The following is a 17,416-nucleotide window of genomic DNA, read 5'->3' on the forward strand; positions in this document are numbered from 1 at the left end:
GTTCGCCCCCGGCGAACGCCCGCGACCGGAAAGAAATCCCCTGGTCGACAGGCCACAGATGAACCTGTATCACCAGGCAACAGCGGCGGGCCCCGATCCATGCCCGGAGAGACTGTCCGTTTCGTTCAAGACCTCGCCGGGGCGGGTCTGGTCGACTGATGCCATGACACCGCGCATCAATGCCATCACCCTGGGTGTGAGTGATCTGGAGCGGGCGCTCGGGTTCTATCGGGACGGGATGGGGCTGGCGACGCCCGGCATCATCGGGACCGAATTCGCGCGGGGGGACGGGGAGCCGGGCGGGGCGGTCGCCATGTTCACCCTCGACTCGGGGCTCATGCTGTCGCTGTACTCGCGGATCGATCTCGGGCTGGACGCCGGGGTGGCCACCGAGCGGATCGCCGGATCGCCGATGAGCCTCGGCTGGTTCGTCGACCGCGGGGAGGATGTGGACGCGGTACTGGAGCAGGCCGTGCGGGCGGGCGGGACGCTGGTCCGCGCCGCGACGGAACGGCCGTGGGGGATCTACGCCGGATACTTCGCCGATCCCGACGAGCACCTGTGGGAAGTAGTGCACTTCCTGACGAACTGACGGAGTGTCCGAATGGAACTCGATTTCGTGGCGGGATAACCGCTGGTAGCTCTCGTGTTGCCACTCCAGTGGGACGGGCGGGGATCTATCGTTGACGGCGACGTACCGCCGTCCACGACCGCGCGGTGACGAGCCGGGAGGGAGCACACCGGATGAGCTACCGAACGACACTCCGCCAGGTAGGGCCGGAGGCGATGGTCCTGCATGGGTAATCGTCCAGGTCGTGACTGGAAACCGGCTGCGGCCGTGCTCGTCGTCGTGGCCGCGTTGATCGCCGTGCCGGCGCTGCTCGCCGCGGCCGTCCCGACGCGGGAGACGACCGTGCCGGCGGATACCGAGATCACCCTCACGGCGGCCGGGGAAGCGCCGGACACCATCGGTTTCGCCGGGGTTGCCGGGTGGTCGCGCAGGCCCACCGGCGACCGGACGACCGCCGTCCTCGACGCGCCGGGCGATCGGGTGCTGCTGGTGACCGTCGTCAACGGCGTCACCGATCCGGACGCGGCGCTGTCGTGGCGGCGAAAAGTCTTGGAATTGCAGACCTTTCCGGTCGTCTTCGACGGCGGAACGATAAGCACCGCGCACGGTTTCACCGGAGCCACCTGCCGCGGACAGGACCGGGCGGGCGTGTGCGCGATCGTGGTCGACCGCAATCTCGTGGTCAGCCTGATGCTCAGCGGCGACGCCGCGGCGGCCGACCTGTCCCCGATCGTGCACTCGCTCCGGGTGCTGCCGTGAGCACGCGGCAACCGGACTCGGCGCTGTTCTGGGTCTACTGGCTGGTGGTCGTGGGCGGTGTGCTCGGACTGATCGCGCAGATACTCCCGCTCGTCCGGCTGACCTGGCCGGGCATGCTGGCCGGCCTGCCGTTCACGCTGCTGACCCTGGCCCTCGTCGCGTGGATTCTGTTGTGCCTCGACAGGTTTCGCGCGCACACGCCGATAAAGTCCTGGCTGGCACTGGGTTTCGTCTGGGGCGCGGCCGCCGGACCGGCGATCGCCATGTACGCCAACGATCACAACATGCGGGTCATCCAGAATCTGGCGGGCGACGCGTTCGCCCTCGACTGGCAGGCCCCGATCTCGGCCGCCATCGTCGAGGAGGCCGTGAAGGGCGCCGGGGTGTTCGCCGTCGCCTGGCTCGCCCGGCCGCTGCTGACCCGCCCGATGCACGGCCTGCTGCTCGGCGGGTGCACCGGGCTCGGCTTCCAGATCATCGAGGACGTCACCTACGAGGCCAACGGCGGCGTGAATACGGCGCAGGGCGATCTCGGCACGGCGATGCTGGTGGGCGTGCTGCGACTGGCGACCGGGATCACCTCGCACTGGATGCTCACCGGCCTGGCCGGTATCGGCATCGTGGTCGCCCTCGGCGCCACCGGCTGGTCGCGGGCCCGCCGCTGCGCGGTGTTCGCGGGCTTCTATCTGCTCGGGGCCGCACTGCACTTCGGCTGGGACGCACCGCAACCGGAGAACGCCGGTCTCGCCGATATGGTGCGCCGCGCGGTGCTCTACCTCGCGATATTCGCCGTGGTCTACGGCTGGGTGCTGCGCACCGAGAAGCGCTGGTTCCGGCGAACCGTGGCGGCGACGCAGTCCGAGGGGCTCGCCCCGCGCGGCGAACTCGATACGCTGCTGACGCGCCGGGACCGCCGACAGGCCCGCCGCGCGGGGGGATCGCCCCGCGGCCGGGCCCGGCGGCGGCAGCGGGAACTCATGGACTGGGTGCAGGCGGCCGGCCTCGGTATGCGAATCCCGTTCGGCCGCAGTGGTTCCGATCCCGGCTCTCCGGCCACGGACGATTCCCCGGCGGTCGCGGGTCACGACATCGGCTAGCCCCGCGCGGTTCCCGCCCGTCGCGGGGATGTCACCGATCGTGCATGCGGTCCGGGTACCCAGGGTGTTGAATCGGGGACGGACCCCGCGCCGCCCACGGCGACCGACGATCGACCCCGCGAGGAGCAGACGATGCTGGCAGGACGCCTTCACCTGGGACCGGAACGCCGACTGCGACTGGACGAGGTCCCGGTGCCGGAACCCGGCCCGGATCACGTGCTGATCAAGGTCGAGGCGGCGGGCGTCTGCCTGTCCGACGTCCACCTCATCGACGGCACGCTGACGCCGCTGTTCCTCAACGGCGATACGGTCACGCTGGGCCACGAGGTGGCGGGCACCGTGCACACCCTCGGTCCGGGCGTCGCCACCGTGAAGACGGGCGACCGGGTGCTGCTGCAGGCCGGCGAGCAGCGCAACGGCGCGGTCTACACGCGCGGCGTCGACTACGACGGCGGCTGGGCCGAATACGCGCTGGCGCGCGTCGACACGCTGGTGCCCATCCCGGACGATCTGCCCTTCGAACAGGCCTGTTTCATCCCCGACGCGGTGTCGACCCCCTGGGCGGCGATCACCGCGACCGCCCAGGTGCAGCCCGCCGAGCCCGTCGGCGTCTGGGGCGTCGGCGGATTGGGCGCGCACGGCGTGCAGTTGCTGCGACTGGTCGGCGCCGCGCCGATCATCGCGGTCGACCCGCTGCCCGCCGCCCGCGAGCGGGCGCTGGAATTCGGCGCCGACCTGGCCTTCGATCCGGCCGAACCGGATCTGCGCGCCAAGATCTACGCCGCTACCGGCGGCACCGGCCTGGCCGCGGCCTTCGACTTCGCCGGTGTCGCGGCGGTGCGGGAGCAGGCCGTGGTCTGCCTCGGGCCGGGCGGGCGGCTGGTACTGGTCGGGCTCACCGACAAGCCGATCACGATCACCGGCGGCACCGCGTTCAGTTTCTTCCAGCAGCAGTTGCGCGGGCACTACGGCTCCGCGCCCGAGCACGTCACCCAGCTCGTGCGGCTGCAGGGCCTGCACCGCGTCGACTTCGCGCGCTCGGTCAGCGCCGTGGTGCCGCTGGCCGACGCGGAGAAGGCCGTCCAGGCCCTGGAAGGTAAGCAGGGCAACCCGATCCGGATCGTCCTGAAGCCGTAGCCTCCGGAACGAGGGCACGACCGGCGGCCCCCTGCGTTGACACTCGATCCGAACCGGTGAGAATGTGTGAAACCCGACATCTCATTCCGGCTAGGGGGACCCATACGATGACGACAGTCGCCGGAGGGCTGTTCATCGACTGGGAACAGCTGACCGGTCAGTCGAAGTTCGTCGTCGATCTGGTGACCTTCCCGATCTTCAGCGCCATCGCCGGCTGGCTGACCAACTGGACCGGCGTGCTGATGTTGTTCTGGCCGCTGCTGTTTCGCGGCATCCGGATTCCGGGGCTGCCGCTGCTGTATCCCTACTTCCCCCGCCGGGTGCAGGTGCTGCCGACGTTCTCCGGCGACGGCAAGCGGCTGGGCTTCCAGGGTTTCATCCCGGCGCGCGCGGAGAAGATGGCCAGTATCTGCGTCGATATGGCGATCATGCGGATCGGCAGCCCCAAGGATTTCATCCACGAACTCGATCTCGAGGGCATCGCCGACTACATCGCCGAGGTCGCGCGCACACAGGTGCGGCCGATCGTCGACGAGGTGATGGACCGCGAGAATCCCGAACTGTGGCGCGCGGTGCCGCGCCCGGCCCGGCAGATGCTCTACCAGCGGGTGGAGCGGGAGCTGCCGGAACTGACCCGGCGCGGCTTCGAACAGCTCGGCGACAATGTCGACCAGCTCATCGACATCAAGAGCTTCGTCATCCGGTACCTGCAGGACAACCCGCACATCCTCAAGGATCTGACCACCACCATCGCCGCCCCCGAGCTGCGGTTCATGGTGCGCATCGGCCTGCTCGGCGCGCCGTTCGGCCTGCTGCTGGCGCTGTATCTCCAGGTGCACCACGACATTCCGGTACTCGGCTGGATCCCGGCCTGGCTGGTCATCCTGACGGCGGCCGCGGCCATCGGCGTCACCGTGAACGTCTTCGCGATCAAGATGGTGTTCACGCCCGGCGATCCCCAGCCCCGCTACAAATATCTGTGGAAACAGGCGCTGCTGGCCAAGCGGCAGCCGCAGGCCGCGTCCGACCTCGCGCACATCCTGGCCTATCAGGTGCTGACGCTGACCAATCTGGCCAACGAACTGCTCGACGGTCCCAACGGCGACAAGACCCGCCAGCTGATCGAGCAGCTGATCGCCGACGAGATCCACCGCCAGCTCGGCCGCAGCACCTCGATGGTGCGGGCCGCGTTCGGCCGCCGCCAGTTCGACAATCTCAAGGTGGGCGCGGCGGGGGCCGCCGTCGGCCTGGCGCCCAGCCTGGTCGAGGACGAGGCCTTCGCCCTGGAACAGGCCAAGAAGATCGATGAATTCGCCGCCCGCAAGCTCAAGCAGCTGACCCCGGGCGAGTTCATGGAGATGTTCTACGCCTCGGTCGAACAGGACGCCTGGCTGCTGTACCTGCACGGTGCGCTGCTCGGCTTGGCGGTCGGCGGCGTGCACCTGGTGCTGTTCGGCTGGTGAGCCAATAACAAGCACGCATGCTTGCATTTTTCCGGGCTCGTTGCGATGCTGAACGGCATGGCGGATCTGGAGGCGTTACTCGCCGACTTCCTGGCGGAGTGCGCGGACCTCGACGGCCTGGTGGCGCCGCTGCCGACGGCGGAGTGGGGGCGGTCCACCCCTGCGGCGGGCTGGACCATCGCACACCAGATCGCCCATCTGACCTGGACCGACGAGGTCGCGACGGTGTCGGCGACCGATGCCGCGCGGTTCGCGGAGCTGCTGCGGGCCGCGGAGTCGAAGATGTTCACCTTCGTCGACGAGGCCGCCGAGGAGGCCGCGGCGACGCCGGCGCCGGAACTGCTCGAGCGCTGGCGGCGGGGGCGAAACGCCCTCGCCGACGCCCTGCGCGCCGTGCCCGCCGGGACGAAACTGCCCTGGTTCGGGCCGCCGATGAGCACGGCCTCGATGATCAGCGCGCGGCTCATGGAGACCTGGGCGCACGGACAGGACGTGGCCGACGCCCTCGGCGTGCGGCGGTCGCCGACCGCGCGGATCCGCAGCATCGCGCATATCGGCGTGCGCACCAGGAACTACGCCTATCTGGTGCACGGGCAGACCGCGCCCGCGGAGGAGTTCCGGGTCGCCCTCACGGCCCCGGACGGCGGCACCTGGACCTGGGGACCGGAGGATGCCGCGCAGCGCGTGACCGGACCGGCCGTCGACTTCTGCCTGCTTGTCACGCAGCGCCGCCACCGCGACGATGTGGATCTGACGGTGACCGGAGACGACGCCGCGCACTGGCTGACCATCGCGCAGGCCTTCGCCGGGCCCGCCGGATCCGGCCGCGCCGCAGGTCAATTCGCCTAACGGGGGCGGTGCGACCGGCGGGGAGAATGGGGAGCTGGCGGGCGCCCACCTTGGGTGCGCCATGCCTGTGCCGACCGGACGCCGTTGGCCGGAAGATCGAGTTGGCAGTCGGAGCAGGCGCTCCGCCAGCTAATTGACTGTTTACCCAGGCGTTCTCGGCCGGAAACACCAGTCGTACAAAGAATTCGGCTTTGGGCAGATCATCGGTGATTTGCATTCCGATGTCGGGTTTTGCCGGTAGGCGGGGCGGGGTTTGCCCCGCGGAAACGGTATGTGCGGGCTTCGAAACTGTGATCTTGACCGCACCCCGGCGGTAGGGCGCGCGGGCGCACAGTAACCTGGACGTGCGTACGACTTTCAACGGTGCGGGTCGTCGACTCCAGGGAGAACCGAGGGGAAGGACCGCACCGAGATGTCGCAACACCCGGCGACGCATCGTCGCACCCAGATCCTCCAGCACACCGCCATCGTGCTCGCCGGTATGGCCTCCATCGGCCTGACCGTCGCCGCGGGCACCTACGTCGTGAATCATCTCGGCGATTCGATCGGCCGGCCGGGCGCCGAATCCGCCGCGCCGAATGCCGAGGCTCCTGCCGGGACACCGGCTGCCGCACCCGAACTTCGCGAGACACAGAGTGGCACAAAGACTTCCGAACTGGTGGGACTGATGGTCGTCAGTCACCCGCTGCCGCTCGCACCGGTCCCGGCCCCGCCGCCGGCCCCCGAGGTGACCCGCCTGTTCGACCGGGCCGCGGTATCCACCGCGCCCGCGCAGGCCACCGTCGACCCGGACGGTGTCGGCGCGCGGCTGCGGCTGCCGGGCGACGCCTACGTCGGCGCGAATGTCGCCACCACCCAGCCGAATTCGGTCTCGATGACGGTGGATACGAATGTGTTCACGGTGCTCGGCGACCGGATGTCGGGGCGTGCGCAGGACACCCCGGCCGGTGTGACCCGGTTCCGCACCGATGTCGACACCCGCAGCGGCGAGGTGTCGGTCGCGGTCTCCGATCCCGGGCTGGGCCGTCGCGACATACAAGTGGAGCGCCACTCCCGCCCGGCTCCGGCGGAACCGGTCGCACCGCAGGATTCCGGTACCACCGCGTAACCCGCGCAGCAACTTTCGCCAGGCGACTCGCGCCGACTGTGTGAGACTGCTTGTCGTGTACGACTACTGCGTGATCGGGGGCGGCATCGTCGGCGTGGCGACCGCGCACCGGATCCTGGCGAGCCGCCCCGGGGCGACGCTGCTGCTCCTGGAGAAGGCGGCGACGCTGGCCGCGCACCAGACCGGGCACAACAGCGGGGTCATTCACTCGGGCATCTACTACGAGCCCGGCAGCCTCAAGGCGCGGTACTGCCGCCGCGGGGCGGAATGGACCAAGGAATTCGCCGCGGCCCACGACATTCCGTACCGGGTGTGCGGAAAGCTGCTGGTGGCCACCGATTCCGCCGAGTACGAGCGCATGCTCGCGCTGTACGAGCGGTCGGTGACCAACGGGGTCGCGGTGGAGCGGATCGACGCGGCCGAACTGGCCCGCCGCGAACCGCACGTCACCGGGGTGGGCGCGCTGTTCGTCCCCGAGACCGGCATCGTCGATTTCACCCGCGTCACCGAGGTGCTGGCCGAGCAGGTCCGCGCCACCGGCGGCCGGATCCTGTTCGACGCCGAGATCACCGCGATCGACGAAACCTCCGACGCCGTCACGGTATCGGGGCCGGCCGGGAGCTGGCAGGCGCGGCGGCTGGTGGTCTGCGGAGGGTTGCAGGCCGACCGCCTGGCCCGGCTGGCCGGAGTGCGAATCGCCCTGCGGATCGTGCCTTTTCGCGGCGAGTACTACCAATTGCCGCCCGAACGCTCGGATCTGGTACGGACGCTGATCTATCCGATTCCGGATCCGGATCTCCCATTCCTCGGCGTGCACCTGAGCCCGACCATCGACGGCACCCTGACCGTCGGGCCGAATGCGGTGCTCGGCCTGGCGCGCGAGGGGTACCGCAAGGGCAGCATCGATCTGCGGGACGCGCGGGATGTCCTGGGCTACCGCGGTTTTCATCGCGTCGCCGCAGCCAATGTGCGCACCGGGCTGCGGGAGCTGCGCGACTCCCTCTTCCGGCGCGGCTATCTGGCGCAATGCCGCCGGTACTGCCCCGAACTGACCGTCGCCGACCTGCTGCCGCGCACCGCCGGCATCCGCGCCCAGGCGGTCCGGCCCGACGGCACGCTGGTACACGACTTCCTGATCGAGCGCACGCCGCGCTCGGTGCACGTGCTCAACGCGCCCTCTCCGGCGGCGACGTCGGCGCTGCCGATCGCCGAGCATATCGTCGGCGAATTGGGCGATTGATCTAATTTCCTGCGGCGCAGCCGTTTCCCCGGCCGATGCCGATTTCCGCCGGTTTGCCCAGAACCATTTATTAAAGAGGATATCTGTAGTACTTTTATCGGCAGCCGTGGAACAGGGAGTATGCCTATGGGCCACATCAGGTACGCGAGCGATGTCGGTGCGCCGGTGGAGGTCGCGTTCACGTACACGGACAACCACGTGTTCGTGCCGGACTGGATGTTCGGTGTCGTGGCCTTCGAGCCGGTCGGCGAGGCCGGCCACGGGCCCGGAGCGCTGTACACCGCCACCGTCCGCCTGGGAATGTGGCGCTCCACGGTCGAGTGTGTGATCACCGAGTACCGCCACAACGCGGTCATCGGATACACACTGCGCAGGCGCCGGCCGGGGAAGGCGGCGCCTGCGCACATCGACCCCGATCCCGCCGAACCCGCCGGTCCCGTGCTGGGGACGCTGACGCTGCGCTTCGATCCGCTCGGCTACGGACGCGCCGTGCTGACCTCGGAGGCCGACTACCGGCCGGCCCGCGGCGTACTGGGCCGGCTGGGGTCCCGGGCGATCGACGCGGCCGTCCACGCGGCGGTCCGCCGCAGCGAATCGCAATTGCGCAGGGAGATAGAACAATTCCACGACACCGATCTTGTCGGCCGGATTGCGTAGGGTACCCCTCATGATCATCGTGAGCACGGACGGATCCTGCCTGCGCAACCCGGGCGGCGCCATCGGCTGGGCCTGGGTCGATCATCAGGGCACCGCGGCCAGCGGAGGGGCGGCCAGCGGTACCAACCAGGTAGCCGAGCTACGTGCGGTGCTGGAGGCGATAACCGCCCATCCCGGGCCCGAGCCGCTGCTCATCGAGAGCGATTCGCTCTACGCGATCAAGTGCTCCTCGGAGTGGATCTCGGGCTGGCGGCTCAACGGCTGGCGCACCTCCACCGGCGGCGCGGTGAAGAATGTCGAACTCGTCCAGCACATCGACCACCACATCGCCTCGCGGCCCGGGCCGGTCCGGTTCCGCTGGGTCCGCGGCCACGTCGGCAACTACTTCAACGAACAGGCCGACAAACTCGCGGGGGAGGCAGCCCGCACGGCCGCGGCCACACCGGACGCCGTCGCGTCGGGCATCGCCGACCTGCCTCCGCTCGTGGCCGTCGCGGCCGCGGCGCCCGAGCCGGAGGTCGTCGAACCCGCCCCGGTCGAAGAGGTCCGCACTGCACCGGCCCCGGCCGAGGCCATGACGCTGTTCTGACACCGAAAACCTCCGGCGGTGGCGCATCGGCCACCGCCGGAGGCAGGGGAGGTGTTCTAGCCGCCGGGCTGCGGCGCGGGCGCCTGGCCCGGAGCGCCCTGGCCGGGGGCGGGGATCGAGCCCATATCGTTCATCATCGGCGACTGGAAGCTCGAGGCCAGCCACTTGCCGTCCTTCTTCTCCATCGTCGCCACGACGCCGATGGTCAGGTGCTGCGGCTGCGGGGTCGCGGCCTTCGACTGGTTCTGCGTGATCAGCATGATGACGGTGGCCTTCTTGTCGTCACCGTTCTCCCACGCGCAGTGGATCTCGTCGATGCCGGAGCGGGCCTGAGCCTGGGTGGTGATGTCCTTCAGCGCGCCCGAGGCGGCCTCGAACTGGGTGGCCCAGTCACCGGTGGACCGGTCCTTCACCCGCTTGACGTAGTCGTCGAAGTTCTTCGCGTCGTAGGTGCCGACCTGCCGGCCGAAATCGCACGCGGCCGACGTCGCCTCGTCGCGGGCGTCGAGCTTGTCGCCGCGATCGCTGGCCTGCAGGTAGAACACCACCACCGCGGTGATCGCCGCGACCAGCAGCACACCGGCGGCGAAGGCAGCCACCACGGGCAGCAGGGACGACCGTCCCCCGGACGCCGCCGCGGGCTGCGATGCGGGGGCCGGGGTGGCGGCCGCGGCCGCCGGCGTCGAGAGCTTCACTGTCTCCTCGGCCGAGGAATCCGCAGGGTCGGCGGCCTTCGGCGGAGTGGACTCGGCCTTCGGGGCGGCGGGCTCGGAGTCGAACTTGGCCGTCGCCGGGGCAGCCGACTCGAGCTTCTCCGTCTTGTCCGCGTCGGTGCTGGCCTCGTCCTTGGTCTGCGGTTCCTCGGCTTTCGCCGCGTCGTCCGGCTTCTTGTCGTCCTTGGCAGCGTCTTCGTCGGACATCAGCTGATACTTCACTTTCCCGGCGTGCTCGGCACACCGAATGGCCGGATCGGCCCGGACGCGTCCGGGCCGGACGGATTCTGTCAGCGAGTATGCCCGCACCGGCGGTGTTGCCGCCGGGACGGGCCACGCTCACCGCACCGGGGGCAGGGTCCGCTCGTTCGGATCGGCTCCCGCCGGCATCTGCGCACCGTTGTTCGGCACATCCGGCCGCGGCGCGTTCGACGAACCACGGATCTGCTGATCCGGGGGCGGATTGGTGCAGTAGTTCCACTTCGGCAACGAGCCGTCCTGGACCACCTGCGGCGCCGTCGGCTTGGTGGCGTAATCGCAGTACGGTCGCGGCCAGATGTCCACGATGGTATAGAACTCTCCGTCGTGCGCCGGGACGCCCATCGCGGAACTGCCGATGACCAGCGACGGGAACAGCGACCGCAGGGCCGGTTGACGCAGCTGCGCCGCCTTGGTGATCGCCGAGAAGTTGGCCGCCAGGCTGGTGATCGGATCCGAGGTCTTGTCGAGCACCGCGCCCAGCTCCTGCATCTGGCCGGGCGCGGAGTCCAGCACCTTGCGCAATTCGTCGTCGGCGCCGTTGAACTGGTTGAACAGCGTCTGCGAGTTCCGGGTCAGGGTGCTGAGGTCCGGCTGCGCGTTGGAGGTGGTGGAGGCGATCGTGCGCAGGTTGGCCAGCAGGTTCGTGGTCTGCGGCAGCAGGCCGTCGAGCCCGGTGGTGACCACGCTCAGCGCGTCGATCATGCCGCGCAGCTGGTCGGGCCCGCCGGACAGCGCGACATCCAGATTGCTCAGGATCGTGGTGAAGCGATCCGGGTCGATCTGGGAGATGAACGCGCTGGCGTTGTCGAGCACGGAATACACCGGGGTCGGGGTCGACACGCGCTGCGGATCGAATTTGACCACCGCGCCGTCGGCCAGGAACGGCCCCTGCTCGGTCTCCGGCCGGAAGTCGATGTACTGCTCGCCGGCGCCGGACAGCGCCTGCACCGCGACCTTGGTGTCGACCGGGATGCGGTACTTGCTGTCGATGCGCGCCGCCGCGGAGATCGACGCGCCGTGATCGGTCAGCTTGATGGAATCCACCTTGCCGATCCGGTACCCGCGCAGCGTCACGTCGTTACCGGGCTGGAGACCGCCGGAGCGGTCCAGGCTCACGGTGACCGTGTAGTTCGACTGCAGCGGGTTCACGCGCATCACGCTCACGGCCAGGTACGACGCGCCCACCAGGAAGACGACGACCAGTCCCAGTCCCGACAGCAGCAGCTTGTGCCGCTTCAACCAGCTCACCGGTGGCCCCCTACTCGGCCTTGGACGATCTGCAGCACCTGGATCAGGCTGCCCACCATGTCCTGAGCGTCGCGCAGATCGTAGAACTTGCTGTGGGCCGGATCGGTGATCAGGCCGATGTCGAGCTGGGTCAGCGTCGCCGCGACCGCGAGGACATTGCCCTTGAACGAGGCGTCGACGGCGGGCCGGACGTCGTGCATGGCGTCGAGCAGCGGCTCGAAGTCGTTGCGGGTCTGCGCCAGGGCGTCCATCAGCTTGTGCACGTTCTCCAGCAGGCTGGAGAGCTGCGTGGTGCTGGTATCGGCGTAGTCGCCGAGCGCCGCGCTGGTGGTGGACACCTTGCTCAGCAGATCGCCGATCTGCTTGTTGTTCTCGGCGATGGTGCCGATCATCCCCGGCAGCGTGTCGGCGACCTGACCCAGTTCGTTGTGGCGCTGCTCGATGGTGTTCGCCAGCGCGCCGAAACCGTTGAGCGTGCTGTCGATCTTGTCGCTGTTGGCGTGCAGCGTCGTGGTCACGCTGGTCATCTGGCGCAGCAGGTTGGCCAGCTGGTCCGGACGCCCGCCGACGATCGAGTCGAGTTCCGCGGTCACCTTGGTCAGCGCCGAGAGGCCGCCGCCGTTGAACAGCGTCGAGACGGACAGCAGCAGTTCCTCGACGGTCGCGCCGGCGGAGGTCTGGGCGACGGGGAGGGTGTCGCCGTTACGCAGCAGATCGGTGCCCGGCTGCGCCTTCGGCATGGCCACCGCGACGAAGACGTCGCCGAGCGGAGTGGCCTGGCGCAGTTCGGCGGTGGTGTCCTTCGGGAGCTGAATATCCTTGCGGATCTTCATATCCACGACGGCCTGGTAGTTCTTCGTCTCGATGTGGGTGACCACCCCGACGTCGGAACCGCCGATCTTCACCTTCGCCTGATCGGGCAGATTGAGCGCGTTGGTGAAGACCGCGTGCACCGTGTAGGTGTCACCCTGCGGCCCGGGCTTGGGCAGCGGCACCTTCTCCACGGTGAGGCCGCAGCCCGGCACCGCCAGCACGGCGACCGCGGCGGCACACGCCACCGTGACGCGCCGTGCGCGGCGGATCCGCCTGTGCGGCACAAGCTTCGCGATCATTTCGTCATTCCCATCAACGCCGCGGTCAATCCGAGGTCCGGTCCGAGATCTTCGACCCGCCCGGTCCGGCAGCCGTCCGAGCGCATCTGGATCCGCTCGCAGAACAGGCTGATGATCTCGCCCGACAACGCGGTGCCGAGGACGGCGCGCAGCCGGACGAACTTCCGGTCCCGGTCCATCACGCGGTCGATGTTCTGCAGGAGCAGCGGCGCGACGTCGACGACCTCGGTCACGCCGCCGGCGTTGGCGCGCAGCTGATCGGTGACCGCCGTGAGCCCGGTGAGGCTGGAGGACAGCTGATCCTGGTACTGCGTGAAGACACCGCTGGTATTGCTGAGGAAGTCGTTCATCTGGGTCAGCGTGGCCTGCAGGCCGGGCGCCTGCTCCGCCAGCAGCGAGGTCATCTGGGTGGTCTGATTGCTGAAATCACGCACCGCCTGGTCGTTCTCGGCCAGCATCGTCGTCAGCTCGTTCAGCTTGATGATGATGGTGGAGACCGCGTCCTTGTTGTCGACGCCGACCTTCAGCGCACCCGACAGCGCGTTCAGCGTGTCGCGGATCTTCTCGCCCTGGCCGTTGACCATGTCGTACAGCAGAGTGCCCGACATCGGGCCCTCTTTCTGGCCCGGCGGCGGCTTGAGCGCGTCGGCGAACTGATCGATGGTCTTGATGACCGTGTCCAGTTCGACCGGGGTGCGCGTCTGCTCGACGGTCAGATGCGCGTTGTCCGGCAGCTCCGGCCCGCCGGTGTAGGGCGGGCCCAGCTCGATGTGCCGGTCCGTCACAACCGATTTCGTCATCAGCGACGCGGTCAGATTCTTCGGGAGCTTCACATCGCCGTCGATGGTCATGAAGACCTCGGCGTACATCCCCTTCGGCACGATCTTGTCGACCTTGCCGACCTCGAGGCCCAGCACCGTAACCGGGTTGCCTTCGTACATACCGGCGATATTGCGGAAATCGGCGGTGACGTGGTGGGTCGCGCCCACCGCGTCCTGGACGCCGGCCGGGACCAGCGAACAGCTGCCGACCGCGAGCGCGAGCGCTCCGATCACGGCGGCCTTGGCCGCCCGCGCGGGGCGGTGCGGCCGGGGCTTGGTCAATTTCATCCCTGGCACCCCTCGACGACTCGGGCGAAGCACAACCAGTTGTCGGGGAACAGCCACGGCAGACCGACCTCGCCGTAGGGTCCGTCACCCAGGGCATTGTTGAAGCCCCGCAACGCCACCGGCATGATCTGCAGCATCCGGTCCAGGTTGTCCTTGTTCTTCTGCAGGCCCTCGGCCATGGTGTTGAGCTGCTCGATGGTCGGGCCGAGCTGGCCCTCGTTCTGCGCGCCGATCTCCTGCAGCTGCTTGGTCAGGCCCGCGATGTTGTCGAGCAACTGCCGCAGCAGGTTCTGGCGCTCCATCACCCGGCTCGCGATCGCCTGCCCCTGGGTGATGACCAGGAGCACGCTGTTGCGGTTGTCGCCGAGGATGGTGGTGACCCGGTCCAGATCCTTGAGCAGCTGGTCGACCTGGTCGCGGCGGTTGTTGATGGTCGCGGCCAGCGCGCCGACGCTGTCGAGCGCCTGGGCGGTCAGCTGCGGCGAACCGTCGATCTGGTCGCCGATCACCTTGAACGATTCGGCCAGTTTCTGGGTGTCGAGACCCTCGAGCTTCGGCGTGCCGTTGCCCAGCACGTCGTAGGGAACGGCCGTGTTGCTCTTGGGAATCCGGTCGACCGGCTTCGAGGAGTCGCCCGGATCCAGGGCGACGTAGCGGTTGCCGAGCAGCGTCGACAGTTTGATGGCCGCCTTGGCGTCGGGGCCCACCTTGGTATCGGAATCGACCTGCAGGGTGATCAGCACGTGGTCACCCTCGATCTTGGCGGCCGACACCGAACCCACCGGAACGCCGGAGACGTTGACCTTGTCGCCGACCTTGAGGCCGGCCGCCTGGGCGAATTCGGCCTTCACGTCGTGGGTTCCGACACCGAGCTTCTTGTAGCCGGTCGCGGCGATCAGCACCACCACGATGAGTACAGCACCGAGGATGCCCAGCCAGAAGTGGCGGTTGCCGTTGAAACGGTTCTTGAGCTTCGTCATCATGGCCGACACACCGCCGAATGAGAGTTGCCGCCGATCTGGGTGAGCAGGCCGCGGGGGAGCAGGATGTTGTACAGCGAGACGTCCAGGCTGCACACGTAGGCGCTGGCGTACGCGCCGTTCTGGGTGAACTTCCCGAGATCGGCCAGGATGTTGGGGAAGTCGACGGCGGCCTGGTCGAGCTTGGCGCCGTTGGCGAGCAGCAGCGTCAGCGCGTCCCGCGTGGAGCGTTGCGCGGTATCGAGTTTCGGCTGGATCTCACCGACCATGTTCACCAGTCCCGTTGTCGCGTTGGCGATCTGGACGGTGGACTGCTGCAGCGACTGGCCCTGCTCGTACAGCCCGCCGATCAGCGAGCGGGTCTGCGTCACCAGCGTCTCCAGTTCGTCGCCGCGCTTGGCCAGGCCCTGCATCGTCGCCGACAGATTCGTGATCACGTCGGAGAGGATGGCGTCGCGACGCTGGAAGTCGCCGGCCAGCGCGGCGGCCTGGGTGAGGAAGGTGCTCAGCGAGACGCCGTCACCCTGCAGCGCCATGATGAAGGTGTTGGACAGGTTGTTGACCTGCTCGGGCTGCAACACGTCGAACAGCGGCTGGAAACCGTTGAGCAGACCGGAGATATCGAACGACGGCTCGGTCTGGTCGAGCGGGATGGAGCCGTTGTTCTTCAGCGGCGACGCGTCGCCCTTGGTACCCGGCGCGAGCGCCAGGTACCGCTGCCCGATCAGGTTCTGGTAGCGGACCAAGGCCTTGGTATTGCCGAACACCGTCTGGTCGCGCTGCACCACGAAGGTGACCTTGGCGTTGTGCTGCTTGTCGAGCTCGATCTTCGAGATCTTGCCGACCCGCACGCCCGCCATCCGGACATCGTCGTTGGCCCGCAGTCCGAGCACATCGCTGATGGTCGCGGTGTAGGTGTTGGTCTCGCCGTTGACGCTGCGCGCCAGCGTATTCCACACGACCACCGTCACCAGGACGGAGACGATCGCGAAGATCCCGAAACCGATCAGCGGCTTGCGAATGCTCATCGGGCGGCACCGCTTTCGGTCACTTGCAAGGTTCCACCCCTCAGGATCGAGCTCAGCAGCAGGTACTCGGCGGTGGTGGGCTTACGGCCCAGCAGCGCCTCGACCGCGGCATCGCCGGTGTAGGACCCGGCGATCGGGGCCGCGGCCGGATGGACTCCCGGCGCCTCCGGAGCCGGCTGAGGTTGCGCCGGCGCGGGGGCCGGGGCCGGCATACCCGGCAGGAACTGCTGGAACAGTCCGCCCAGCGGCGTCCCCGCGAAGGGAACGGCCGACTGCTGCGGTGCGGAGACCGCGGCGTCGGGCGTGGTCACGCCCGGCAGCTCGGGCAGGCCCGGCATCGGAACCACCGGCGGCAGTCCCTTGGCCGCGTCCAGGGCGCGCGGTTTCATCGACTCCGGCAGCGGCGGAAGCTCGGCGACCGCGGGCGCGGTGGCGCAACTGGGGCCGGCCATCGTGCCGTAGCGCGGGCAGTCCGACTGGTCGTAAGGCTTGTACGGGGTCAGCGTGATGCCCATGTTCCAGACCATCTGGCGCTGCGGGCCCCAGTGGAAGGTGCCGGCCAGGGCGCGCACCGAATTGTTGAGGCTGGCGATCGCCTGCGGGATCGACTGCGGGTTGTCGGTCAGGGCGCCGAACATATCGCTGGTGCCCGCGGTGATCGACTTGCCGAGATCGGGGTTGCGCGCGAACAGCGCGTTCACCTTGTCCACGGTTCCGGAGCTGCCGGCGAGCAGGTCGACCAGCTGCTGACGCTTGTCGGTGATGGTCTGCGCCGTCTTCACCGAATCGGCCAGCACGCCCATCAGCTCGGGGGCCGACTGGTTGAGCGCGTGGAACGAGGAGGAGAAGTCGTCGAGGGTCTGGTCCACGTTCGGCACCGCGCCGCGCACCTGGGTCAGCCAGTTGTCCAGCCGCTCCACGGTCGAGCCGGGCATGCGGCCGCCGCCCTCGAGCGAGTAGGACAGGGTGCTCAGCACCCGGCCCAGCTGCACCGGGTCGATCTTGTTGAGGATGGTGCGGACGGTGGTGAGGGTGTCCTGCAGCGCGATGGTGCCCTGGCTGCGATCCTCCGGGATCCGCGATCCGGCGTGCAGCACCGCGGTGTCGGGGCCGTTGTAGACCAGTTCGACGGAGGTGACCGCGAACAGGTTGCTCGGCACCACCCGCGCGGTGACATTGGCCGGGATATCGCTGATGAAGTCGGGCTTCATCTCGATGTTGACCTGCTGGATCTCGCCCTTGGCCGCCACCGAGACGTCCTTGACGACGCCGACCAGCACGCCGCGGAACTTCACGTCGGCGTTCTCCGGCAGTCCGTCGCCGGTGGTGGTCATATCGGCGGTGACGTCCACCTTCGGATGCAGGATCTTGCCCTGGTACCGGGCCATGAGGAAGGCCAGGATCAGCGCGAAGACGACCAGCCCGCACGCGCCGGCGACGAGCAGTTGCCGCATCGTCGGTCCGCGGCCACTCGGATCGATGATCATCTGTTTCC

The 17,416-nt window shown here is 68.7% G+C and carries 17 protein-coding genes; 10 read left to right on the forward strand and 7 right to left on the reverse strand.

Translation table 11 applies throughout. The annotated features are described in order from the left end of the window. The first annotated feature begins 163 nt into the window (after positions 1-163). The 10 genes from ON41_RS00995 (at position 164) to ON41_RS01040 (ending at position 9,470) form a co-directional block, all read left to right on the forward strand. Positions 164-592, forward strand: coding sequence for a VOC family protein (locus ON41_RS00995; protein ID WP_040744178.1), 429 nt, complete (start codon positions 164-166; stop codon positions 590-592). Positions 593-796: 204 nt separating this feature from the next. Further along, positions 797-1,330, forward strand: coding sequence for a hypothetical protein (locus ON41_RS01000; RefSeq protein ID WP_157185324.1), 534 nt, complete (start codon positions 797-799; stop codon positions 1,328-1,330). Then, positions 1,327-2,427 carry a PrsW family intramembrane metalloprotease gene (locus ON41_RS01005; RefSeq protein WP_040744182.1) on the forward strand — a complete coding sequence of 367 codons (1,101 nt, stop codon included), beginning with the start codon at positions 1,327-1,329 and terminating at the stop codon, positions 2,425-2,427. Before ON41_RS01000 ends, ON41_RS01005 begins: the two co-directional genes overlap by 4 nt. 132 nt (positions 2,428-2,559) lie before the next feature. Next, on the forward strand, positions 2,560-3,564 hold the full coding sequence (locus tag ON41_RS01010) for a zinc-binding dehydrogenase (RefSeq protein ID WP_040744185.1): 1,005 nt from the start codon (positions 2,560-2,562) through the stop codon (positions 3,562-3,564). A 107-nt stretch (positions 3,565-3,671) separates the two neighbouring features. Further along, on the forward strand, positions 3,672-5,027 hold the full coding sequence (locus ON41_RS01015; protein ID WP_040744187.1) for a DUF445 domain-containing protein: 1,356 nt from the start codon (positions 3,672-3,674) through the stop codon (positions 5,025-5,027). Between the two features lie 57 nt (positions 5,028-5,084). Beyond that, positions 5,085-5,876, forward strand: a complete 792-nt coding sequence (locus tag ON41_RS01020) for a TIGR03084 family metal-binding protein (RefSeq protein ID WP_040744516.1) — start codon at positions 5,085-5,087, stop codon at positions 5,874-5,876. 412 nt (positions 5,877-6,288) lie between these two features. Beyond that, positions 6,289-6,984, forward strand: coding sequence for a hypothetical protein (locus tag ON41_RS42855; protein ID WP_040744189.1), 696 nt, complete (start codon positions 6,289-6,291; stop codon positions 6,982-6,984). A 46-nt stretch (positions 6,985-7,030) separates the two neighbouring features. Beyond that, positions 7,031-8,224 (forward strand): L-2-hydroxyglutarate dehydrogenase, encoded by a 1,194-nt coding sequence (lhgD, locus tag ON41_RS01030; RefSeq protein WP_246461398.1) that lies wholly within the window; start codon positions 7,031-7,033, stop codon positions 8,222-8,224. Between the two features lie 126 nt (positions 8,225-8,350). Then, a complete protein-coding gene (locus ON41_RS01035; RefSeq protein ID WP_040744192.1) occupies positions 8,351-8,881 on the forward strand; it encodes an SRPBCC family protein in 531 nt (176 codons plus the stop codon). Positions 8,882-8,891: 10 nt separating this feature from the next. After that, a complete protein-coding gene (locus ON41_RS01040) occupies positions 8,892-9,470 on the forward strand; it encodes a ribonuclease H family protein (protein ID WP_040744194.1) in 579 nt (192 codons plus the stop codon). 56 nt (positions 9,471-9,526) lie between these two features. On the opposite strand, the gene ON41_RS01045 is transcribed toward ON41_RS01040, so the two are convergent. The 7 genes from ON41_RS01045 to ON41_RS01075 form a co-directional block, all read right to left on the reverse strand. Further along, entirely contained in the window at positions 9,527-10,390 is an 864-nt protein-coding gene (locus tag ON41_RS01045; RefSeq protein ID WP_157185325.1) for a hypothetical protein, read from the reverse strand. A gap of 132 nt (positions 10,391-10,522) precedes the next feature. Next, complete coding sequence (locus ON41_RS01050; protein WP_040744199.1) at positions 10,523-11,692, reverse strand: MlaD family protein; 1,170 nt, start codon at positions 11,690-11,692, stop codon at positions 10,523-10,525. Beyond that, entirely contained in the window at positions 11,689-12,804 is a 1,116-nt protein-coding gene (locus ON41_RS01055; RefSeq protein ID WP_051160831.1) for an MCE family protein, read from the reverse strand. Before ON41_RS01055 ends, ON41_RS01050 begins: the two co-directional genes overlap by 4 nt. Next, positions 12,801-13,913: an MCE family protein gene (locus tag ON41_RS01060; RefSeq protein ID WP_040744200.1), complete on the reverse strand. Its 1,113-nt coding sequence runs from the start codon at positions 13,911-13,913 to the stop codon at positions 12,801-12,803. Before ON41_RS01060 ends, ON41_RS01055 begins: the two co-directional genes overlap by 4 nt. Beyond that, complete coding sequence (locus ON41_RS01065) at positions 13,910-14,896, reverse strand: MCE family protein (protein ID WP_306307767.1); 987 nt, start codon at positions 14,894-14,896, stop codon at positions 13,910-13,912. The genes ON41_RS01060 and ON41_RS01065 overlap by 4 nt, the downstream gene beginning before the upstream one ends. Further along, positions 14,893-15,921 (reverse strand): MCE family protein, encoded by a 1,029-nt coding sequence (locus ON41_RS01070; protein ID WP_040744203.1) that lies wholly within the window; start codon positions 15,919-15,921, stop codon positions 14,893-14,895. The genes ON41_RS01065 and ON41_RS01070 overlap by 4 nt, the downstream gene beginning before the upstream one ends. Beyond that, complete coding sequence (locus tag ON41_RS01075; RefSeq protein ID WP_040744204.1) at positions 15,918-17,408, reverse strand: MlaD family protein; 1,491 nt, start codon at positions 17,406-17,408, stop codon at positions 15,918-15,920. The genes ON41_RS01070 and ON41_RS01075 overlap by 4 nt, the downstream gene beginning before the upstream one ends. Between the last annotated feature and the right edge of the window lie 8 nt (positions 17,409-17,416).

Origin of the sequence: Nocardia transvalensis NBRC 15921 (assembly GCF_000308875.1) — a bacterium.
Taxonomy (GTDB): Bacteria; Actinomycetota; Actinomycetes; order Mycobacteriales; family Mycobacteriaceae; genus Nocardia; species Nocardia transvalensis.

Bases quoted from the DNA above. Each gene is read 5' to 3' on its own strand.
- ON41_RS00995 (WP_040744178.1), top strand. From the start codon at position 164: ATGACACCGCGCATCAATGCCATCACCCTGGGTGTGAGTGATCTGGAG.
- ON41_RS01000 (WP_157185324.1), top strand. From the start codon at position 797: ATGGGTAATCGTCCAGGTCGTGACTGGAAACCGGCTGCGGCCGTGCTC.
- ON41_RS01010 (WP_040744185.1), top strand. From the start codon at position 2,560: ATGCTGGCAGGACGCCTTCACCTGGGACCGGAACGCCGACTGCGACTG.
- ON41_RS01015 (WP_040744187.1), top strand. From the start codon at position 3,672: ATGACGACAGTCGCCGGAGGGCTGTTCATCGACTGGGAACAGCTGACC.
- ON41_RS01020 (WP_040744516.1), top strand. From the start codon at position 5,085: ATGGCGGATCTGGAGGCGTTACTCGCCGACTTCCTGGCGGAGTGCGCG.
- ON41_RS42855 (WP_040744189.1), top strand. From the start codon at position 6,289: ATGTCGCAACACCCGGCGACGCATCGTCGCACCCAGATCCTCCAGCAC.
- ON41_RS01035 (WP_040744192.1), top strand. From the start codon at position 8,351: ATGGGCCACATCAGGTACGCGAGCGATGTCGGTGCGCCGGTGGAGGTC.
- ON41_RS01040 (WP_040744194.1), top strand. From the start codon at position 8,892: ATGATCATCGTGAGCACGGACGGATCCTGCCTGCGCAACCCGGGCGGC.
- ON41_RS01045 (WP_157185325.1), bottom strand. From the start codon at position 10,390: ATGTCCGACGAAGACGCTGCCAAGGACGACAAGAAGCCGGACGACGCG.
- ON41_RS01055 (WP_051160831.1), bottom strand. From the start codon at position 12,804: ATGATCGCGAAGCTTGTGCCGCACAGGCGGATCCGCCGCGCACGGCGC.
- ON41_RS01060 (WP_040744200.1), bottom strand. From the start codon at position 13,913: ATGAAATTGACCAAGCCCCGGCCGCACCGCCCCGCGCGGGCGGCCAAG.
- ON41_RS01065 (WP_306307767.1), bottom strand. From the start codon at position 14,896: ATGATGACGAAGCTCAAGAACCGTTTCAACGGCAACCGCCACTTCTGG.
- ON41_RS01070 (WP_040744203.1), bottom strand. From the start codon at position 15,921: ATGAGCATTCGCAAGCCGCTGATCGGTTTCGGGATCTTCGCGATCGTC.
- ON41_RS01075 (WP_040744204.1), bottom strand. From the start codon at position 17,408: ATGATCATCGATCCGAGTGGCCGCGGACCGACGATGCGGCAACTGCTC.